The organism is Frankia sp. Allo2 (genome assembly GCF_000733325.1).
Taxonomy (GTDB): domain Bacteria; phylum Actinomycetota; class Actinomycetes; order Frankiales; family Frankiaceae; genus Frankia; species Frankia casuarinae.
Genome location: NZ_JPHT01000008.1, coordinates 93,886 through 111,390, shown reverse-complemented (window position 1 = coordinate 111,390; position 17,505 = coordinate 93,886). Strand labels below are relative to the sequence as shown.

At 69.3% G+C, this 17,505-nt stretch carries 15 protein-coding genes and 3 pseudogenes; 9 read left to right on the top strand and 9 right to left on the bottom strand.

Translation table 11 applies throughout. The features are described 5' to 3' along the window. Positions 1–33: 33 nt before the first annotated feature. Positions 34–210 carry a hypothetical protein gene (locus ALLO2_RS25510; protein ID WP_023841309.1) on the bottom strand — a complete coding sequence of 59 codons (177 nt, stop codon included), beginning with the start codon at positions 208–210 and terminating at the stop codon, positions 34–36. Next, entirely contained in the window at positions 197–1,618 is a 1,422-nt protein-coding gene (locus ALLO2_RS08365) for a glycosyltransferase family 2 protein (RefSeq protein ID WP_023841310.1), read from the bottom strand. Before ALLO2_RS08365 ends, ALLO2_RS25510 begins: the two co-directional genes overlap by 14 nt. 641 nt (positions 1,619–2,259) lie before the next feature. On the opposite strand from ALLO2_RS08365, the gene ALLO2_RS08360 reads away from it, so the two are divergent. Next, positions 2,260–2,859, top strand: a complete 600-nt coding sequence (locus ALLO2_RS08360) for a hypothetical protein (protein ID WP_232234971.1) — start codon at positions 2,260–2,262, stop codon at positions 2,857–2,859. Positions 2,860–2,873: 14 nt separating this feature from the next. Here ALLO2_RS08360 and ALLO2_RS08355 read toward each other — a convergent pair whose 3' ends face one another. From ALLO2_RS08355 to ALLO2_RS08350, 3 genes and pseudogenes are all read right to left on the bottom strand, one after another. Then, complete coding sequence (locus tag ALLO2_RS08355; RefSeq protein ID WP_035731028.1) at positions 2,874–5,894, bottom strand: FAD-binding and (Fe-S)-binding domain-containing protein; 3,021 nt, start codon at positions 5,892–5,894, stop codon at positions 2,874–2,876. A gap of 170 nt (positions 5,895–6,064) precedes the next feature. Continuing rightward, a pseudogene (locus ALLO2_RS28115) lies at positions 6,065–6,196 on the bottom strand (IS30 family transposase); the annotation flags it as partial. Continuing rightward, positions 6,157–6,906 (bottom strand): IS5/IS1182 family transposase, encoded by a 750-nt coding sequence (locus tag ALLO2_RS08350; protein WP_011435413.1) that lies wholly within the window; start codon positions 6,904–6,906, stop codon positions 6,157–6,159. The pseudogene ALLO2_RS28115 and the gene ALLO2_RS08350, both read right to left, overlap by 40 nt. 208 nt (positions 6,907–7,114) lie before the next feature. Between ALLO2_RS08350 and ALLO2_RS28110 the strand changes: the two are divergent. Further along, positions 7,115–7,792, top strand: a pseudogene (locus ALLO2_RS28110) (transposase family protein); the annotation flags it as partial. Positions 7,793–7,794: 2 nt separating this feature from the next. On the opposite strand, the gene ALLO2_RS08340 reads toward ALLO2_RS28110, so the two are convergent. Next, on the bottom strand, positions 7,795–8,328 hold the full coding sequence (locus ALLO2_RS08340) for an IS30 family transposase (protein WP_011435411.1): 534 nt from the start codon (positions 8,326–8,328) through the stop codon (positions 7,795–7,797). Between the two features lie 68 nt (positions 8,329–8,396). Between ALLO2_RS08340 and ALLO2_RS23210 the strand changes: the two genes are divergently transcribed. Together ALLO2_RS23210 and ALLO2_RS26260 are read left to right on the top strand one after the other, a co-directional pair. Further along, entirely contained in the window at positions 8,397–8,861 is a 465-nt protein-coding gene (locus tag ALLO2_RS23210) for a transposase (RefSeq protein WP_023842293.1), read from the top strand. Between the two features lie 621 nt (positions 8,862–9,482). Further along, positions 9,483–9,755 (top strand): hypothetical protein, encoded by a 273-nt coding sequence (locus ALLO2_RS26260; RefSeq protein WP_011435409.1) that lies wholly within the window; start codon positions 9,483–9,485, stop codon positions 9,753–9,755. A 308-nt stretch (positions 9,756–10,063) separates the two neighbouring features. Here the strand turns inward: ALLO2_RS26260 and ALLO2_RS28105 are convergent. Continuing rightward, positions 10,064–10,295, bottom strand: a pseudogene (locus ALLO2_RS28105) (IS630 family transposase); the annotation flags it as partial. 65 nt (positions 10,296–10,360) lie between these two features. Between ALLO2_RS28105 and ALLO2_RS25500 the strand changes: the two are divergent. Both ALLO2_RS25500 and ALLO2_RS08320 read left to right on the top strand, forming a co-directional pair. After that, positions 10,361–10,972, top strand: a complete 612-nt coding sequence (locus tag ALLO2_RS25500) for a hypothetical protein (RefSeq protein ID WP_023842243.1) — start codon at positions 10,361–10,363, stop codon at positions 10,970–10,972. Positions 10,973–11,501: 529 nt separating this feature from the next. Beyond that, positions 11,502–12,221, top strand: coding sequence for a hypothetical protein (locus tag ALLO2_RS08320; RefSeq protein ID WP_011435407.1), 720 nt, complete (start codon positions 11,502–11,504; stop codon positions 12,219–12,221). A gap of 103 nt (positions 12,222–12,324) precedes the next feature. On the opposite strand, the gene ALLO2_RS23205 is transcribed toward ALLO2_RS08320, so the two are convergent. Beyond that, positions 12,325–13,434: a helix-turn-helix domain-containing protein gene (locus ALLO2_RS23205; RefSeq protein ID WP_051875008.1), complete on the bottom strand. Its 1,110-nt coding sequence runs from the start codon at positions 13,432–13,434 to the stop codon at positions 12,325–12,327. Positions 13,435–13,561: 127 nt separating this feature from the next. Here ALLO2_RS23205 and ALLO2_RS08310 point away from each other — a divergent pair, with 127 nt between their 5' ends. The 3 genes from ALLO2_RS08310 to ALLO2_RS26250 all read left to right on the top strand — a co-directional run bounded on the left by ALLO2_RS08310 (position 13,562) and on the right by ALLO2_RS26250 (position 14,677). Continuing rightward, entirely contained in the window at positions 13,562–13,756 is a 195-nt protein-coding gene (locus tag ALLO2_RS08310) for a hypothetical protein (protein WP_023841010.1), read from the top strand. Between the two features lie 131 nt (positions 13,757–13,887). Continuing rightward, positions 13,888–14,268, top strand: a complete 381-nt coding sequence (locus tag ALLO2_RS28100) for a helix-turn-helix domain-containing protein (protein WP_198030965.1) — start codon at positions 13,888–13,890, stop codon at positions 14,266–14,268. Then, positions 14,225–14,677 carry an IS630 family transposase gene (locus ALLO2_RS26250; RefSeq protein WP_198030971.1) on the top strand — a complete coding sequence of 151 codons (453 nt, stop codon included), beginning with the start codon at positions 14,225–14,227 and terminating at the stop codon, positions 14,675–14,677. Before ALLO2_RS28100 ends, ALLO2_RS26250 begins: the two co-directional genes overlap by 44 nt. A 73-nt stretch (positions 14,678–14,750) precedes the next feature. Here ALLO2_RS26250 and ALLO2_RS08300 read toward each other — a convergent pair whose 3' ends face one another. Continuing rightward, positions 14,751–17,240, bottom strand: coding sequence for an ATP-binding domain-containing protein (locus ALLO2_RS08300; protein WP_035730945.1), 2,490 nt, complete (start codon positions 17,238–17,240; stop codon positions 14,751–14,753). Between the last annotated feature and the right edge of the window lie 265 nt (positions 17,241–17,505).

Here is a 17,505-nt window from a genome sequence, read left to right as displayed (position 1 = left end):
GGCCACGTACTCGGCGACCGTGGTGTCGGCGAATTAGCTCCTCGCCATTCCCTTGTAGTTCGTCGTCGGCGTGGAATACGCCAAGGTGCCGCCGGCAAGCATGATCCGCCTGTCGGGGAGCTGCGCATGCCCGGAACAGAACAGCCGGATGAGGACCCCACCGGCGCCGAGGTGTACGCCGTCACCGGCGGGTGGGCTACGAAACCGCACCGGACACCCCGTCCTCCGACGGCCTTCCGTGGGACGGCGACACCGCCCGCTCAGACACCGCCCGCTCAGACACCGCCCGCTCAGACACCGCCCGCTCAGACACCGCCCGCTCAGACACCGCCCGTCGCCGGTACACCAGCCGATCCACCACCAGGTATCGGACGATCACCGCGGCGGCCAGGGACATCAGGGTCGAGATGCCGACGCCGAGATGCCATCGCCCGACCAGCACCGCGAGCAGTGGCAGCCGAATGACCAGATCGAGATTGTTGATGAGCGCGAACGCCGGATAGCGACGCAGCCGGGAACCCGTCTCCCGATCCCAGACCAGGAGCTCGCAGCCGAGGAAGTTCCAGCCGACGGCGATCTGGGTCGCGACGATCGCCGCGACCAGGTAGTGCAAGCCGACGTGGTGAAGCACGGCGGTGCCAAGCAGGTTCGGCACCGTCCCGGACGCCCCGACCAGGGCGAACCGCGCGGGCTTCGGAACCCGCAACGCGAACAGCCGCCGGGCGAAGCGGGCGCCTTCGGTCAGCGAGGCGTTGGAGGTCCCGGCGTGCCGCTCGGCGAAGGCGTACCCGATCTCGCGGACGCGCAGCCGTCCGGACGCGACGAGCAGCTCCAGCAGGATCTTGTAGCCGTCCGGTCGCAGGCCGGCCCGGTCCACGACGGCGACCCGTACCAGGAAGAAGCCGCTCATCACGTCCGAGACGCCGCGCAGCCGACGGGGGAAGACCCACCGACACAACCGGTTCGACCCCGTCGAGACCAGGTGCCGCATGCTTCCAGCGAGCCCCGATGCGCTGCCGCCGGACACGTACCGGCTGCCGATCACCACATCGGCGGCATGTTCCACGGCGGTGCCGAGCAGCGCCGGGATGGTCTCCGGCGGATGCTGGAGGTCCCCATCGATGATCACCGCATAGGGCGCGGCACAGAGCGCGAAGCCCTCGCTGACCGCGCCCCCCAGCCCGCCGACCCGCTGGGCCGGGGTCCGGTGGTGCACCCGTACCGGTAACCGCACCGAGGGGCGGACGCGCGCGATGACCTCGGGCGTTCCGTCGTCGGAGTCGTCAACGAAGATTACTTCTCCGGACAGGCCGTGCAGCGCCTCGTCGAGGCGCCGCAGCAGCGGTTCGACGTTGCGCGCCTCGTTGCGGGTGGGTATCACGACCGACACCTGTGGCCCGACGTCCAGCCGGGAACCGACCGGTTCCGCGGCCGAACCGCCCGTCCGCTCGGGACGCTCCAGCGGGTGGCGGGGATGCGGCAGAACGGGCAGACGGAGCAGGCCCGTGCGGTCGTCCGGTCTGCCCGCCGGCCCGGTCCGGCTCCCCTGCTCGGTCCTACTCGCTTGATCGGTCCTACTCGCTTGATCGGTCCTGCCCCCCTGATCGGTCGAGGTCATCGGATCCCCCCGGGGCCACAGACCCGCGAAACGCGAGTCAACGCCGAGATAATCCCGATCCGTCGAATTCCGGACAATACAGCGCAACATTCACGCGGCCACATTCCTGTGGTGATCATAACGAATTTCCCCCAGAGGCAGCGGAACAAGAGAAGCCTCGGATCGAGCCATCTACCGGCACCCCATGCCCGATCCGGGCCCTACGGTCATAAGGCCGGGCGAAAAATTACCGCAGGTCGTCAGCCGGCGGGGGCGGGTGACCACCAGGAACACTCCGAGACACGGCCTCCCCGCTAAGCCGGGTGCGCCGTGCCACACCGCACTCCACCGGCATGCTTTCTGACACTTCCGGGCAACCCGGTTGGCCGGTACCGTCCGGCCCTATAATTCAGAAATCACCGATCAACATCCCCGCATAGGGCCACAAGTCCCGGCCCCACGGAGCGGTACATCGCGACAACACGTGGAACCACCCCGGCCGGGTTGACGACAGTCACGACCGCAGAACCCCGCGCCCATAGACTTCCCAGCCATAAACCCCAGGGAGCACGGTGTCAGACCAGCCTCGCAAGAGCAGAGCGGACAGGGGGCACGTTNGCCTCAACCAACGGGATCTCCACGCCCTCGAATGGATCTTCGATATGCGGGCCGCCTTCGAGTCGGACATCTCGGAGATTCTCGGCCCGGAACACCCGATCTCCAAGAACGCGGCCCGCGCCGTCGTGAAGCGCTGGGAGAACGCCGGAGTCGCCTCCGCCGATCCCGTACTCGCCGGCCAGGGCCGGCTCGTACGGCTCACCGCCGAGGGCACCCGGCTGGTCAGTTCGATGGAGCTGGAATCCGACGGGGCGGCGACGAGCGCGGCGGGGGCCGTGCGCCACGCCATGGTCGCCCGCGCCCGGCTGCGGATCGAGAACGCCGGGGNGGGCGGGNCGCGGGTGCTGGCCTGGATCAGCGAGCGACAGTGGCGGCACGAAAACGAGGCCGCCCTGCACACCGGGTCGCACGTTCCCGACGGATTCGTCCGCCTCGATGGCGGGATGACGGGAGTCGTGCAGGTCGGCCATACCCGGGTGGAGGTCGCCCGGCTCCGGCCACTGATCGCGAAGCTCGCCCGTCACCATCCCGTCGTCGTNCTCGCCGTTCCCCGGGGAGAGCTGGCCGGCAACCCGGCCGGCCCCGCCGCGGTCACCGACGACGGCGACGGCCTGCCGGCGACGGTCTTCACCGTGGAGATCTGACTTCGCTTCTGACGTCACTGTGGAGATCTGAGCCCGGCGAGACGCTCGGCGAGCAACTCGGCGAGATGCCGCCCGCGCCGGGCGGCGACGTGTTCGGCCTGGGTCCGGCAGGAGAATCCGTCGGCGAGCAGCACGGTGCCCGCGGGAGCCGAGGCGATCGCCGGGCCCAGGGTACGGGCAGCGATCGCCATCGACACGTCGTAGTGCCCGGCCTCCATACCGAAGTTGCCGGCCAGGCCGCAGCAGCCAGCGAGGACGTCGACGTCCGCGCCGGCCGCCGCCAGCAGGCCGCGGTCGGCGGCGAATCCCATGACCGCGTGCTGGTGGCAGTGCGGCTGGGCAAGGACGCGCACCCCGTCGAGACGCGGCGGAGTCCAGCCGATGGTGTCGGCGAGCAGCTCGGCGAGGGTACGCACCGCACCGGCGACCAGCGCGGCTGCGGGGTCGCCCGCGAGCAGCTCGACGAGGTCGCCGCGCAGCACCGCCGTGCAAGACGGTTCCAGGCCGACGATCGGCGTCCCGGCCCGGGCGTACGGCGCGAGGCAGTCGACGGTCGCTCGCAACCGGTGGCGCGCACCGTCGAGCTGGCCGGTGGTGATCCAGGTGAGACCACAGCACGCGGGGCCCGGCGGCACGATCACCCGGTAGCCGGCGTCCGCCAGAACTGCCACGGCGGCCCGGCCGACTTCGGGGGAGAACGCCTCCGTGAACGTGTCGATCCACAGCACCACCTCCCGGCTGTGGGCCTCGCGCCGGTGGATCGCCCGCCCGTCGGCCGCTTGCCCGTCAGCCGGCCGCCCGTCAGCCAAGTACCCGTCGGCCGGGTACCCGTTTCCCAGGTCCGAGCCGCTTCCCAGGTCCGAGCCGCCGTGCTCGCGCCACCAGCGGCTGAACGGTTGCCTGGCGAAGGCCGGCACCTCGCGGCGCGCGTCCATGCCCCCCATCCGCAGCAGCAGCCGTCGCACCGCCGGTCCGGCCAGCACCGCGTTGACCAGGCGTGGCGCCCGCCCGGCGACCCGGGCCCATCGGGGCAACCAGCCGAGCACGTAATGGCTGACCGGCCGGAGTCGATGCCGGTAGGCGCGGAACAGNACCTCGGACTTGTACGTCGCCATGTCCACCCCGGCCGCGCAGTCGCGCGCGCACGCCTTGCACGACAGGCACAGGTCGAGCNCCTCGGCCACCTCCGGGGCCCGGGNGCCCCCGGCACCTCCGCGGACCAGCGAGCCGTTCGCCATCTCCTGCAGCACCCTGGCCCGGCCGCGGGTGGAATCCTTCTCGTCGCGCGTCGCGAGGTACGACGGGCACATGAAGCCGCCGGCCGCCGGCGTGTCGGCCCGGCAGGTGCCCAGCCCGACGCAGCGGTGGACGGCCCGCCCGAACTCCCCCGCGTCGGCGGTGAAGGCGAATCCGCCGATAGTGGGCAGCGGGCGAGCCGCCGGCAGGCGCAGGTCGGCGTCGATCGGCCTCGGCCGGACCAGCACACCCGGGTTGAGAAGATCGTCCGGGTCGAACAGGGCCTTGAAACCGGCGAAGACGCCGAGCGCGGCCGGCGAGTACATCCTGGCCAGCAGCTCACCGCGGGCCCGGCCGTCCCCGTGCTCACCGGATATCGAGCCGCCGTAGGAGGCGACCAGGTCGGCGGCCTCGGTCAGGAACGGGCGCAGGCGCCCCGGGGCCTCCGCCAACGGTAGATCAATCCGGATGTGCACGCAGCCGTCCCCGAAGTGTCCGTACGGCACCCCGTCGATCCGGTGCGCGCGCAGCAGGTCTTCGAAGTCACGCAGGTAGGCTCCCAGGCGCTGCGGCGGCACGGCCGCGTCCTCCCAGCCGGGCCAGGCTGGTTCCCCCGCCGCGCTCCGCCCGGCGAGACCCGCGCCGTCCTCGCGGATCCGCCAGAGGGCGCGGGTCTGCGGGCCGGTGGGCAGCACCCGGGTGGCCCTCGTGCCCGCGGCGGTCGCCAACGCCCAGCCGGCCGCGAGCGCCTCCGCCGGGCTCGCCCCACCGACCTCGACGAACAGCCAGCCGGTGCCGGCGGGAAGCTCCGGTACGGCCCGCGGTCCCCGGTGCCGGCGCACGATGTCGACCAGGCGCGCGTCCATGCCCTCCACCGCCAGCGGAGCGTGCGGGAACAGCAGCGGCACGGCGTCCGCGGCGGCCGGCATGTCCGGATAGCCCAGCACGACCATCGCGGTCGCGGCCGGCCGGGGGACGAGGCGGACGGTCGCCCCGAGCACGACCACACAGGTGCCCTCGGAGCCCACCAGGGCCTTCGCCAGGTCGCCGCCGCGTTCGGGCAGCAGGTGCTCCAGCGAGTAGCCGGAGACCTGGCGGGGGAACCTGCCGAGTTCGGTGCGCAGGACCGCCAGGTTGGCCCGGACGAGGTCGTCGAGCCCGGGGACTGCCGGATACCCGGGGACTGCCGGATACCCAGAGCCACCCGATCGCCCGGAGCCACCCGGGCCGACCCGTAGTCGACGTCCCGTGCCGTCGAGCACGTCGAGATCGACGATGTTGTCGGCGGTCCGGCCGTAGGCGATCGCCCGTGCGCCGCAGGCGTTGTTGCCGATCATGCCGCCGATGGTGCAGCGGGCATGGGTGGAGGGATCCGGACCGAATCGCAGCCCGTGCCGGCCGGCCGCCTCCTGGAGGCTGTCCAGGATGACCCCGGGCTGCACGCTCGCGGTGCGGGCGGCCGGGTCCAGGGAGATGATGCGGTGCAGGTGGCGGCTGAGATCCATCACCACCCCGGGGCCCACGGCGTTGCCCGCGATGGAGGTGCCCGCGCCCCGGGTGGTCAGCGGGGTCGCGGTGGACCGGCAAACTGCCGCGATCGCCAGGATGTCCCCGACCTCCCGGGGGAACACCACAACCGCGGGCGGCACCCGGTAGTTCGAGGCGTCGGAGGAGTACTCGGCCCGGCGCCGGGCCGAGGCGTCGACCATGGGCCGGACCACTCGATCATGATCTACACCGGTGCCGGCGACCATCGATCCGGCCGTGGTCGGTCGCTCCCCGAGCGCCGCCCGCAGCATCTGGACCAGCTCCGCCCGGTCCCCGGCCCCTGTTCCGGCCCCGGCCCGATCCCCGGGACGCCGAAACTGTCGGCGAAACCGTTGGACCCGCACGCGACGCTGCTCCCGCTGCNCCCCACCATCCTCGCCACGGGCCGGGCCGGCCGCACCGGATCGACCTGCCACTGTGGATCTTCAATGAGATCGCCCTCCCGGAACCCGGGCACGGCACGGTCGGTGGCCTCCTTCGGCCGCTCACTGAGCCTTTTCAAAGTTAGCTTTCCTAAATCTCTTCCTCGGTGAGAATGAATGCGGCGAGGGCGAACTTCCCGACACGGCGGGGACAGCCGCGGAAGCGGTCGAAGATGTGCCAGTTCTTCAGGATCGCGAAGCCGCGCTCGCCTCTGGCGCGGGTGGCGGCGTGGGCACGGTTGATCTCCTTTAGCTGATCGGACAGGTCGCCGCCGGGTGGCTTCTTGTACGGAACGAGGAGGTGGTCTCCTTCGCCGCCGACATATCCCTTGTCGGCGAAGAGGTGGAGCTCCGAGCGGTCGATCACGTGGAGGATGTCGTGCATGCGGGCGGCGGTGAGGTCGTGGACGCTGCCGGGAAGCCCCTCGGAGATCCAGATCATCCTGCCGTAGGGGTCGGTGAGGCCCTGGAGGTTGATGCCGTGGTACTTGTGCTTGCCCGAGTAGTACAGCTTGTTGTGTGCCCGGACACGGGTGGTGCGCACGACCGTTCCGTCGAGGATGAGGAAGTTGCTCTGCGTCCACGCGAACGTCCACACCGCCGCGAGGCGGCTACGGCCGCGGGTGGCCAGCAGATCGACGGCCTCGCGCACGTAGTTGTAGACCGTCCCGACACTGACGCCGAAGCCTTCGGCGAGTCGCTCGTAGGTGTCGCCGTTGCGTAGGTGCGCGAGCACGAGGAGTGCCTGCCCGTGTGGGGACAGCTTGCGCCACGTCTGGCGCTGAGCGCGGTCGTCGGCCAGCAATGTCGAGGCCCAGGAACGAGCGGAAGCGCAGGCCATACGACCTAAGCCGCACAAGCTGGCGGTGAAAACGCGGTTGCACGACGCGGTCAATGAGCCTTTCCCGGCAACGGGTCGTCGCACTGGGTAGCCGTAACGGACTGTGATGGTCTGGCGGGTGGGGTCGGGCCGGGAGACAAGGCGGCGCGGGGNCTCGGTAGGAAGTGTCCTTCCACAGATCACTTCACCGAAGGACCCCGCGTCCCGCATGAGTTTCACATACACCGCCGAGCTGCCCTTCGGCGATCACACCGTCTTCCGCCTGGCCGGACTGTTGGTCGCGGAGCGTCAGCGTCGTGGTACCCGTAACGGCACTCGCACGCTGTCCGCGCTGGAGCAGGCCGTGATGGCCCTGCGCTGGTTCTGTGACGGCACGCGGACCCGCCCGCCCCTCAACGATCATGGAGTGTCCCGCTCAGTGGGCTACCGCTACCTGCACGAGGGCGTCGCCGTGCTGGCCTGGCAGGCCCCTGACCTGCGCGAGGCGTTGATGCGGGCCAGGATCGCAGGCTATCGCCATCTGATCGTCGATGGCACGGTCATCGAGACCGACCGGCTGCGCGTGCCTGGTCCGAGCGAGGGCGTGGACCTGTGGTGGTCCGGCAAGATCTCCGATCACGGTGGCAACGTCCAAATCCTGTCGACCCCCGACGACGGCTGGCCGCTGTGGGTCTCGGAGGTGCCCCCCGGCCGCGAACACGACTCGACCGCTCTGCGCGCCTCCGGCGCGCCGCCGATCCTGGAAGAGGAGTGGACCGCCGACCTACACGAGGTGCTGTTCGACCTCGGTTACGAAGGGTTGGGCGGCCCGGCCGGGCCGCCCACGCTCGCCCGCAAGAAGCCCACGGCTCCTACCCAGAGAGTCACACAAGCCTACCACCAGCAAAATCAGTGGCCGGGTACCGCGCGGTCGGCGGCCTCGGCAGAGTGCTCGGAGATGCCGACCATGCCGGCGATCCTGGCCTGCTTCGGCCGAGTCGACCCCCGCGGCCGGCGCTCCGCCCGGCCCGACCGCGGCGCGAGCTTCAGCCGCGTGTTCAGTTCGCCACGCGCCTGAACGAAGAGCGTCTGGTAGATCGTCTCGTGCGACACGCGCATCTCCGGATCATCCGGGAAATCCTTCTTCAGCCGATTAGACACCTGTTCCGGCGAGAAGTCGGCCGACAGCCGTTCGGCCACCGCGTCGTGCAGCCGGACGTGAGTTTCCAGCTTGAACGCCTTCGGTCGCCGCCGCCGCTCGTCGGCGCGTTTCTGCGCGTCCGCGGCGCGGTATCCGGCATTGCCGCCGTTGCGCGCGACCTCACGGCTGATCACCGACTGGTTTCGGTCCAGCCGGGCCGCGATCATCCGGTGTGACAGTCCCTCGGCCAAGCCCCTGGAGATCGCCTCCCGCTCCTCCAAGGTCAACTCGACGCCGCGCACTCAGCTCTCCGATCAGNGGATCATCTTTCTACCAGCACTGATGCTCTGATCATCTGAGACCGCCCCGGGTGGCCGTGGTGGGTACACACCGGTACCGGTCGGGTCTTGGTGACGCCGGGTGGGTGGTTGCCGAAGCGGTGTTGCCGCCGGGGCATCGTGGGCGCCATCCGGTACGTGGCTACGTGGCCCGCAACGGGATCGCGTGGCGGGCGCTGCCGGCGGGCTTCCCGGCGTGGCGGGCGGTCTGCGGCTTCTTCGACCGGTGGAAGAACAAGGGCGTGACCGCCAGGGCCCAGGGCGCGTCGCGGGGCGGACCCGGCCCGCGGGGGTCGTGGACCATCCTGAAGACCACCGTCGAGACCACCCGGGAGAACCCCGGCCGGAAAACCTCCGGGGCCCTGCCGGGACGAGGGGTGGTCGAACGCACCCTCGCCTGGCTTACCGCCCACCGGCGGCTTGCCCACGGCTATGGACGTCATCCCGCCGCCTCCGAATCGTTCATCAACGGGCTCGTGCGCGCTGGTCCGCGCTAGTCGTAGCTCTTCCGGCCGGTAGGACTTGCCGCCCTTCCAAAAACGTTACGAACGGGCCGGCAAGCCGGCAAGTTTTGTGAATAAATGACTTTTTTGCGCATTCTGCGGATCGGGGCCGGTGGTGAGGGGCCGCCGGCCACAGCGGAAGAAACCGCCGGCGGCGTGTCACCGCCGTGGGGCTGGCACGCAGATCGCACAGCGGTGAACGCTGCGAACGAGCCGGCAAGTTTTGTGAATAGACAGCTTTTTGCGCATTCTGCGCAGGCGAGGAGCTGGCCCGCACCGGCGAGCAGCGCTGCCGGGACCGCGACCGCCAGCCCACCCCACACCGGCCTTTTCCGGCGACCGCCCGAACGCGATCTTCCGCAGCACCGCGAGCCCAGCCCGCAGCGCCTCACGCTCGGTCTCCCGCTCAACCAGCCGGCTACCCGAACAGAACCCTCACCACCCACCCAAAGATAGCAATAAGGTGAAGGATCATTATGCTTCCACACGACTTCGCGGATTAAAACGCGGATTAAAACTCAGTAGCGGAAGACCCACGGTCTCGGGAAGCCGGAGACGTTCACTTTTCTGGGGTTCACGTGTCTGTGCGCGACGTCCAAGAAGGGGAACTTCTGGGTGAGGCGCGTCACGGGCAAGAGGCGGATGCGGGCGAAGCTCAAAGAGATCAAGGAGGAACTGAAGCGGCGCCGGCACCAACCCGTCCCGCTCCAAGGGCAGCGGCTACGCAGTGTGGTGGTTGGGCATCTCAACTACTACGCCGTGCGCGGCAACACGGACGCGGTCGCGTCCTTCCGCATCCAGGCGACACGGCACTGGTTCAAGGCGCTTCGCCGACGAAGCCGGCGCACGCGACTGACCTGGGCGCGCATGGGGCGCCATGCCGACTGATGGCTACCACCCGCCCGCCCACGCCACCCGATGCCGAGCGTGCGCTTCGACGCCAGAACCCGAGGCAGGAGCCCAGTGCGGTAATTCCGCACGCTGGGATCGGTGCGGGGGCCTCCGCAAGGACGGTCCCAATCGGGTTGGCGTATATCCAGGTCTCTGACCAGCATGTTTTGGTGATCAGGCTGCTCCCGTGTCCGTCCCCACGTTGCACACACCCAAGGCTCGGACGCAGTGCGCCGGCCACCGTACGGAGACACTGCCGCCCCCGACGAGGCCGGCCGGGGCCGGCGGCACGGGAGAGCGACCTCCGGCCGCGGCTCGTCGGTCAGCCCTTCCAACCGGTCGACGGCGAACCGGTTCCGCCACTTCGCCATCGTCCCCACCGACGCCCCGACCTGCCCGTTCGTCCCGCTCTCCGCGCACGCCAGCACGATCCGCGACCGCGACGCCTGCGCCGTCTTCGGACGCCCGGACCCAGCCAGTCAGCGCCTCCAGCTCCTCGTCGGTCAGCACGATCTCCACAGCACGCGGCCCAGACATAACCGCAGTATACGATCTACACGTGAACTAAGGATTCAGGACACTACTGTAGCTATCATCAAACGATGACCGACAGCGAGTCAGAAGTCACCAGCTCAGGTGATGTGCCCGAATCAAGAGAGACGCTCCGCATCCGCGAATGGTATTACAACGACACCCAACAGCCAACCGAAATCGAAGTCTTGAATCGAGCTGTGAGGCTTGCAAGCAACAGTCTATATGTAATCGACATTCAGATACGTCGAATAGCGGGAGACGAGCCCGAGGATGAAGACTATCTCTTCCGTGTATGGGCTGATATCGATTTTTTGATCATAACGCTTTGGAAAATCCGCACCGTGACACTCGCCGCCGCTCGACGGCTTCCGTCCGACCTGGCATTGACTGACGCAATCGCCGAGTTTGACCGCAGCGTTCCGCATCTAAAGTTGATGCGCGATGTTGGGCAACATCTAGAGGACTATATGATCAACGCAGCATCGCGCCGCCATCGACGCCCAGGTACAGAATACAAGATCAGCCGCCGGCAGCTTGAGGTGGCCGCATGGAGCCAGAACGATTTTCGTTGGCTCGACGCCGTACTCGACTTCACTGATTCCAGGAAGGCCGCGAGCGTCCTCTATTCACGCCTCCGCGCCGCTCGTTCCAAGTATACGGCGTCTGTTGACGGCAAATGATGAGATGCGGGGGTAGCGCGGAGCGGCGCTGTCCGGCGCCTGCATATGCCCGTCACCAGCCCCGGTTCGCTAACCATGCGCGGCCAGTCCCGTGATCGTTTGTGGCCGACAACAGCCGCGTCGGGTCCCGTGGACAGCGCAATGCCAGACCGCCGAACCTAGTCGTAACATGGCATGTGGCAGCCCACTTGTCGCAGCGCGTCATGCGGGTGCCTAGACATGTGCAATCCGGGGGTGGTACCAGTCGTATTCGCAGAGGATCCAGGCTTCTGACCAGCGCCTTTGGGCAATCGGACCGGTCCCTGGTCCGCACCCGAGGTGCACATGCCGCACGGCTTGGACGCCGTACACCGACCACCGCACCGGCCGGACCCTTGTTGACGATGCCGACCCGATCCGGCCCCGGAGAAACTGCGGCAGCACGGCTTGCGGTGGCCTCCTCCCCGGCGTCGTCGTGCCTGCAAGGAGCTATGATCATGGTGCTGCGTGGCAGGGACCTTCGGATCCAGCAGGCTTGAGAGGAGGCGCGATGATTCAGGATCGCGGCCGTTTCGACCTGCCCCTGTACAGCGTCGCCGAGGCGGGCCGGCACCTGGGCGTGCCGACGTCGACTTTCGCGACCTGGGCCTACGGCTACACCCGGCACGCACCGGGCCGCGTCCCGGTCCATGGTGAGCCGATCGTCACCGTGCTGCCCCGTCAGCGCCATGGCACGGCCGTCGTGCCGTTCATCGGGCTTGCCGAGGGGATGATCCTGGCAGCCATCCGAGCCGCTGGGGTGCCGCTACAGCGGATCCGCCCCGCGTTGGCCCGCCTGTCCGAGCAGTTGGGGATCGAGCACGTCCTCGCCTCACGCGCCCTGTACACCGACGGCGCCGAGGTTCTCTACGACTTCGCTGAGAGCCAGGGCGACACGCCCGAAGCACGCGGAGCCCGGGAACTGGTCGTGGTGCGCAACGGGCAGCGGGTGTTCGGGGAGATCGTCGAGTCCTACCTCCGGCTGGTGGAGTTCGCCTCGGACGGCTACCCCCGGCTCATCCGGCTACCGCGGTACGAGCCCGGCTCCGTCATCGTCGATCCCCACCGTGGCTTCGGTCAGCCGATCTTCACTCATGGCGGCGCCCGCGTCGAAGACGCCCTGGGCCGCTTCCACGCCGGCGAACCACTCGCCGAGGTGGCGGAGGAATTCGGCGTGCCTCTCCCTGACCTTGAAGGCGCCGTCCGTGTCGCAAGCAAAATCGCCGCCTGATGACTTGACAGGCCGCGACCCTGCCGGGCTTCCGCATGTCTTCATCGACCGAGGGAGAGGAGAGGACAGAGATACTCCGCGTCCGCGTACCCGGCCGTGGTCATTAGGGGTTCGGGCGGGCGGGCGGGGGCGAGGGTTTGTCGCGCCATTGGTAAAGGTGCCTGGGACGCCCGCGGGACCCGCGGTCCAAGATCATGGTGACGTAGTCGTCCCGCTCGAGATCCTTGAGGTACCGCTGGGCCGTGGACCGGTCCCGGCCGATCTTGTCGGCGATCTGCGCCGTCGAGATCGGCTCGGGCGCCGAGCGCAGCACGGCGACGATCTCCTCCATAATCTGGCGCGAGCGGTACTTGCCGAGGCGGAGGTCTGGCACGGGTGAACTACCTGCGGGGGACCGCGCCGCGGGCTGGTCGGGCGCCGCGGGCTGGTCGGGCGCCGCGGGCTGGTCGGGCGCCGCGGGCTGGTCGGGCGCCGCGGGCTGGTCGGGCGCCGCGGGCTGGTCGGGCGCCGCGGGCTGGTCGGGCGCCGCGGGCTGGTCGGGCGCCGCGGGCTGGTCGGGCTGTCGATCGCTGCTCGGAGGCGTCTGGTGCCCTTCACTGGCGCGCGGCCGGTCCCTGAGAAGACCCCGGAGAACGTCGATTTCGCGGGCAAGTTTTTTGAGTTCGACCCGGTGATGTAGCGTGATCATCACGATACCGATGGTGCCGGCGACCAGTTGCAGGCCCAGATTCTCCGCGACGCTGGGCAGCTGCGCGAGCAACTGGTGGTGCAGATCCTTCGCACTGAAGCCGGTGCTGACCTCACCGACGATCACACCGTCGGCGTCGCGCAGCGGAGCCTTGCCGCGAGCGGACAGCCCCAGACTCCCGGACTCGAAACTGACAGTCTCCCGTCCGTGGAGGGCGTCCGAGGGGTCGGTGCTGACCGGTTTGCCGATGTTCTTCGGATCGGGATGGGAGCAGCGGATACCCCGGCTGTCGGTGACGACCACGAACTGCGCTTCTGTGAGTCGCCGGTCGTGTTCGGCGAGGGCCTGCACCTCCCCCTCGGGGTCCCTCGCGATGACCGCCCGGGCCACGCGCGGGTCGGATGCCACGGCACGCGAGATCGTAAGCGCTCGCTGCTGGGCCTGGTGGACAAGGTCGGAGTACAGCCTCAGTTCGGTCAGCCCACCCTCGATGCACAGCACGAGCAGTAGGGAGAGGAGACGCATAAGACACGCATAAGTACTGCCCCTAGTGGTGGATCGAGGTGGATGGCCTGGCATGCCGCAAGCGTAGGCCGACCGGCATGAGCGGCGCCTCGAGCGGCGAACCGGAAGGCACGACGCACATCGCCCGATGGTGCCCGAAGATCCGTCCGCGCCGTCGTACGACGAGCTCGCGGCGCTGGTCGTTACACAGGCCACGGCGCTCGCCGAGGCGCTGGCGAGGCTGGCCGGGACCGAGGCCGCGCTGGAGCGGGCGAACAGGGAGATCGAGGCGCTGCGTGCCCAGACCGGGTCGGACTGGCGACATGTTAGCCGCCGAAAATGATCGACGATAGGCTACCCACTGCAATGTAATGGCAGCGTGGAACTCTCGACGGAAGAGATCGCGGAACTCCGAGGCATGATCAATGATCGCGACGTTCCTGCGAACGTTGCAACACGGGNGCGAATCGTTCCGTGGCATGCCGAGCATCGACCCAAGAGGAAATAGTCAGACTTGCCGGCGTCTCGCTGCCGACTGTAAACCTGTGGATCTCGCGGTACGGATCCGAGGGAAGCGCCGGGCTCCTTGACCGTTCACGCGCCGCACCGCGAGAGCAGATCCCCGCGAACATCCGCAGCCGTGTCCTCGCTCTCACACGCTCTACTCCACCGGTGGAGACGGGCCTGAGGCACTGGTCGTCCCGACAGATGGCGGAAGTACGTCACCCGCACCATCGGAGTCTCGGTCTCCTGGCACTTCGTCGCCACCGAGAAGCGAACCCACGACTATGTCCGCCATGGCACCACCAACCTGCTCACGGCCCTCGATGTGGGCACGGGAAAGGTTTTCGGTGAATGCTACCCCACCCGCACGGGCGACGACTTCCTGGAGTTCATCAAGAAAGCCGTTGAGCCTCACAGAGATAAAGAGATCCACATCATCCTCGACAATCTCTCCACGCACACGACGCCCGACGCGATGAAGTGGCTCGAGGAGAACCCCAGAATCACGTTCCACTTCACTCCCAAAGGATCGTCGTGGATCAATCAGATCGAGAACTGGTTCGGTATCATCACCAAGCAGCCGATCCGGCGGGGCACCTTCAGCTCGGTCAAGGTGCTGATCAAACAGATCCGGGACTACATCGAGCACTGGAACTCCACTGCGGAGCCGTTCGTCTGGACCGCGACAGCCGGGGAGATTCTGGCCAAGGTCGAACTCGTCGAGACCAACATCAAGAAGTTGGTTGCCAACAACGGCTGACAAAGGAATCAGAATCATGCTCCGCCAGCTGTTACCTGCGGACGGATCCGGAACCCGTCCGCAGGCGGGCACGTCACCGCGGGGCAAGCCGGCCCAGCACCGGCGGAAGCTCGCCGGAATACACCACGGTCAGGAAACGGGTGGCCCGGGTCAGCGCGACGTAGAGGTCGGCAAGCCCCCGGGTCGGCCCGGCCAGCAGCGCGGCCGGTTCCACCAGCACCACCGCGTCGAACTCGAGACCCTTGCTCTCCGCCACGCTCAGCACCGCCACCGGCGCGTCGAGAGCATTGCCGACGGCGCTGGCGGGGTCGACGGAGTCCGCCGCGACCGCCAAATCCGGGAGGGCTGCCATGAGGGCGCCGCGCAACCCCGGGATGTCCTGCGGGCGGCAGATCACGGCGACCCGCCCGTCACCGACCTCGCNCGCGGCCCGGCTCGCCGCGTACACCACGGCGGCGACGAGGTCCCCGGGATGCGCCTGGGCGACGGTCCGCCTGTCCTCCAGCGGACCAGTCTCGAGCAGACCAGTCCCGAGCAGACCGACGAGGCCCGAGACTTCGTCGGCCGTCACGTCGCCCACGCGCACCGCCGTCGGGGCACAGCCCACCGAACGCACCGAGAGGGGAACGGAGACCGTCGGGTCCTGCGCCCGCAGGACGTCGGCGGCGACATCCATGATCTCCTGAGGTGTGCGGTAGTTGACGCTGAGCCGCTCGACCGTGAACCGGTCGCCGACCGCGGGCCCCAGCAGCTCCCCCCAGGACGCCGGCGCGCCCGGCCGGGCGGTCTGGGCCAGGTCACCGACGAGGGTCGCCGTGCGNCCCGGGCAGCGCCGCCACAGCAGCCGCCACAACATCGGCGAGACCTCCTGGGCCTCGTCGACGATCAGGTGACCGAAGGTCCAGGTACGGTCCTCGCGGGCATGGTCGGCGGCACTGCGCCGCGCCCGCGGCCCGCTCCACCGCTCGGCGAGCGCCTCGGCGTCGACCTGCCCCTCGAGTCCGAGCATGTCCACCACGCCCCGGGCGTACTCGCGCTCCTCCTCGCGTTCCCGCTCGGCACGGCGGGCGGTCTCGCGGCCGGTCTCCTCGTCCGGGTCGCCGAGCAGCTCGGCGGCCTCGTCGAGCAGCGGCACATCGGCCGGAGTCCACGCCCGATCGGCCCGATCGACGGCCGCTGTACCCGCCGTACCCGCGCCGTCGCGCTGCACCGGGATCCGGGCGGACGCCGCGGCCGTCCGCCGGTCCTCGAGCAGGGATCGTTCCGCCGGGGTGAGCCGGCTACCCGCCGCGCGCGCCAGGGCCGCCGGATCGGCGAAGAGCTCCCCGAGGAGCCGCTGGGGGGTCAGCAGCGGCCAGAGGCCGTCGAGCGCCGTACGGACCCCCTCCTCCGACCACAGGTCCCGGGTGATCTGGCCACGTTCGTCGGCGTCGAGCAGCCCGCCCGGGATCTGGTTCACCACCTGGGTGGTCAGCTCAGCCAACAGCTCGCGCAGGAAGATCCGACGGGCCGAGTTGTGCGGGCGGCGGCTGCGCCGCGCCCGGGTGCGGGCCCGCGCGACCGTGTCGCGACCGAGGCGCAGCATGCGATCGTCGTAGGGGATGAGCACCTCTCGCCGCGGCAGCCGCTGCCGGTCCCTGACGGCGGCGGCGATGACCTCGACCATCCTCGGATCACCCTTGAGCGCCGCGGTCGCGACGTCCTCGACGCCGTGCGCGTCGACCCCGGGAAAGAGCCGTCCCGGCGTGGCGAAGATCACCCCGGTCTCCCCGAGGGAGGGCAGCACCTGGTCGATGTAGCGCAGGAACACCGGACTCGGCCCCACGACCAGCACGCCGGACTGGTCGAGCCGAGCCCGGTCGTTGTAGAGCAGATAGGCGGCACGGTGCAGCGCCACCGCGGTCTTACCGGTCCCCGGTCCGCCGTCGACAACGAGCACGCCGTTCGCCCGCGCCCGGATGATACGGTCCTGCTCGGCCTGCAGCGTGGCGATGATGTCGTGCATGCGCCCGGTCCTGGGCGCTGCCAGCGCCTCGAGCAGCATCGTGTCGCCGGACGCCGTCACCCCGCCGGACTTGCCCGTGGCCGTGCCGCTACCGGTGCCGGTGGCCATGTCGACCGGCAGGCTCAACGGGTCGTCGGCGATGCCGGTGACCTCCCGGCCCTTGGTCCGCAGATGACGCCGGCGCACCAGACCATGCGGATCGGCCAGCGTCGCCCGGTAGAAGGCGGNGNCCNCNGGGGCCCGCCAGTCCACCAGGATCGGTTCCTGCCCGCTGTCGGACAGGCCGATCCGGCCGATGTACGTCCGGCGCCCGTCGGCGTAGTCCATCGCGCCGAAACACAGCCGCCCTTCGGCGGCGTCGAGGCGGGCGAGCCGGTCGGCGTGGGTCGCCGCGAACACGTCCCGTTCCACGAGTGATTGGGGGGTGCCCGTGCCACTTTCCAGCAGGACCCGGCGCAGCTGCCCACGGGTGATCTCGCGGACCTCGTCCAACCGGATGTACAGCGTGTCCAGGTACGCCTGTTCACGGGCGCGCTCGACGTCCTGCGTGGTCGGCACCGGCTCTCCCTCCCGGTCGCGGTCGGATTCTTGGATTGCGGCTTCCCGGGCTGCGAGCCAACGCCGTCAGGTGAGCCAGGAAGGGTAACAGCCCCTCCCCCGCAGATCTTCCGACCCGCCCGGTGACCCGGCTCTGGTGACCCCACCCTGGTAATGACATGTCCACGACAACGACGGCGTGTCCACGAACGACCACGGCGACCCCGGCGAGCCGGCCCGCGCCATCCGGCACGGCGGCCGGAATGCCGCATCATCGCTGTTCCAG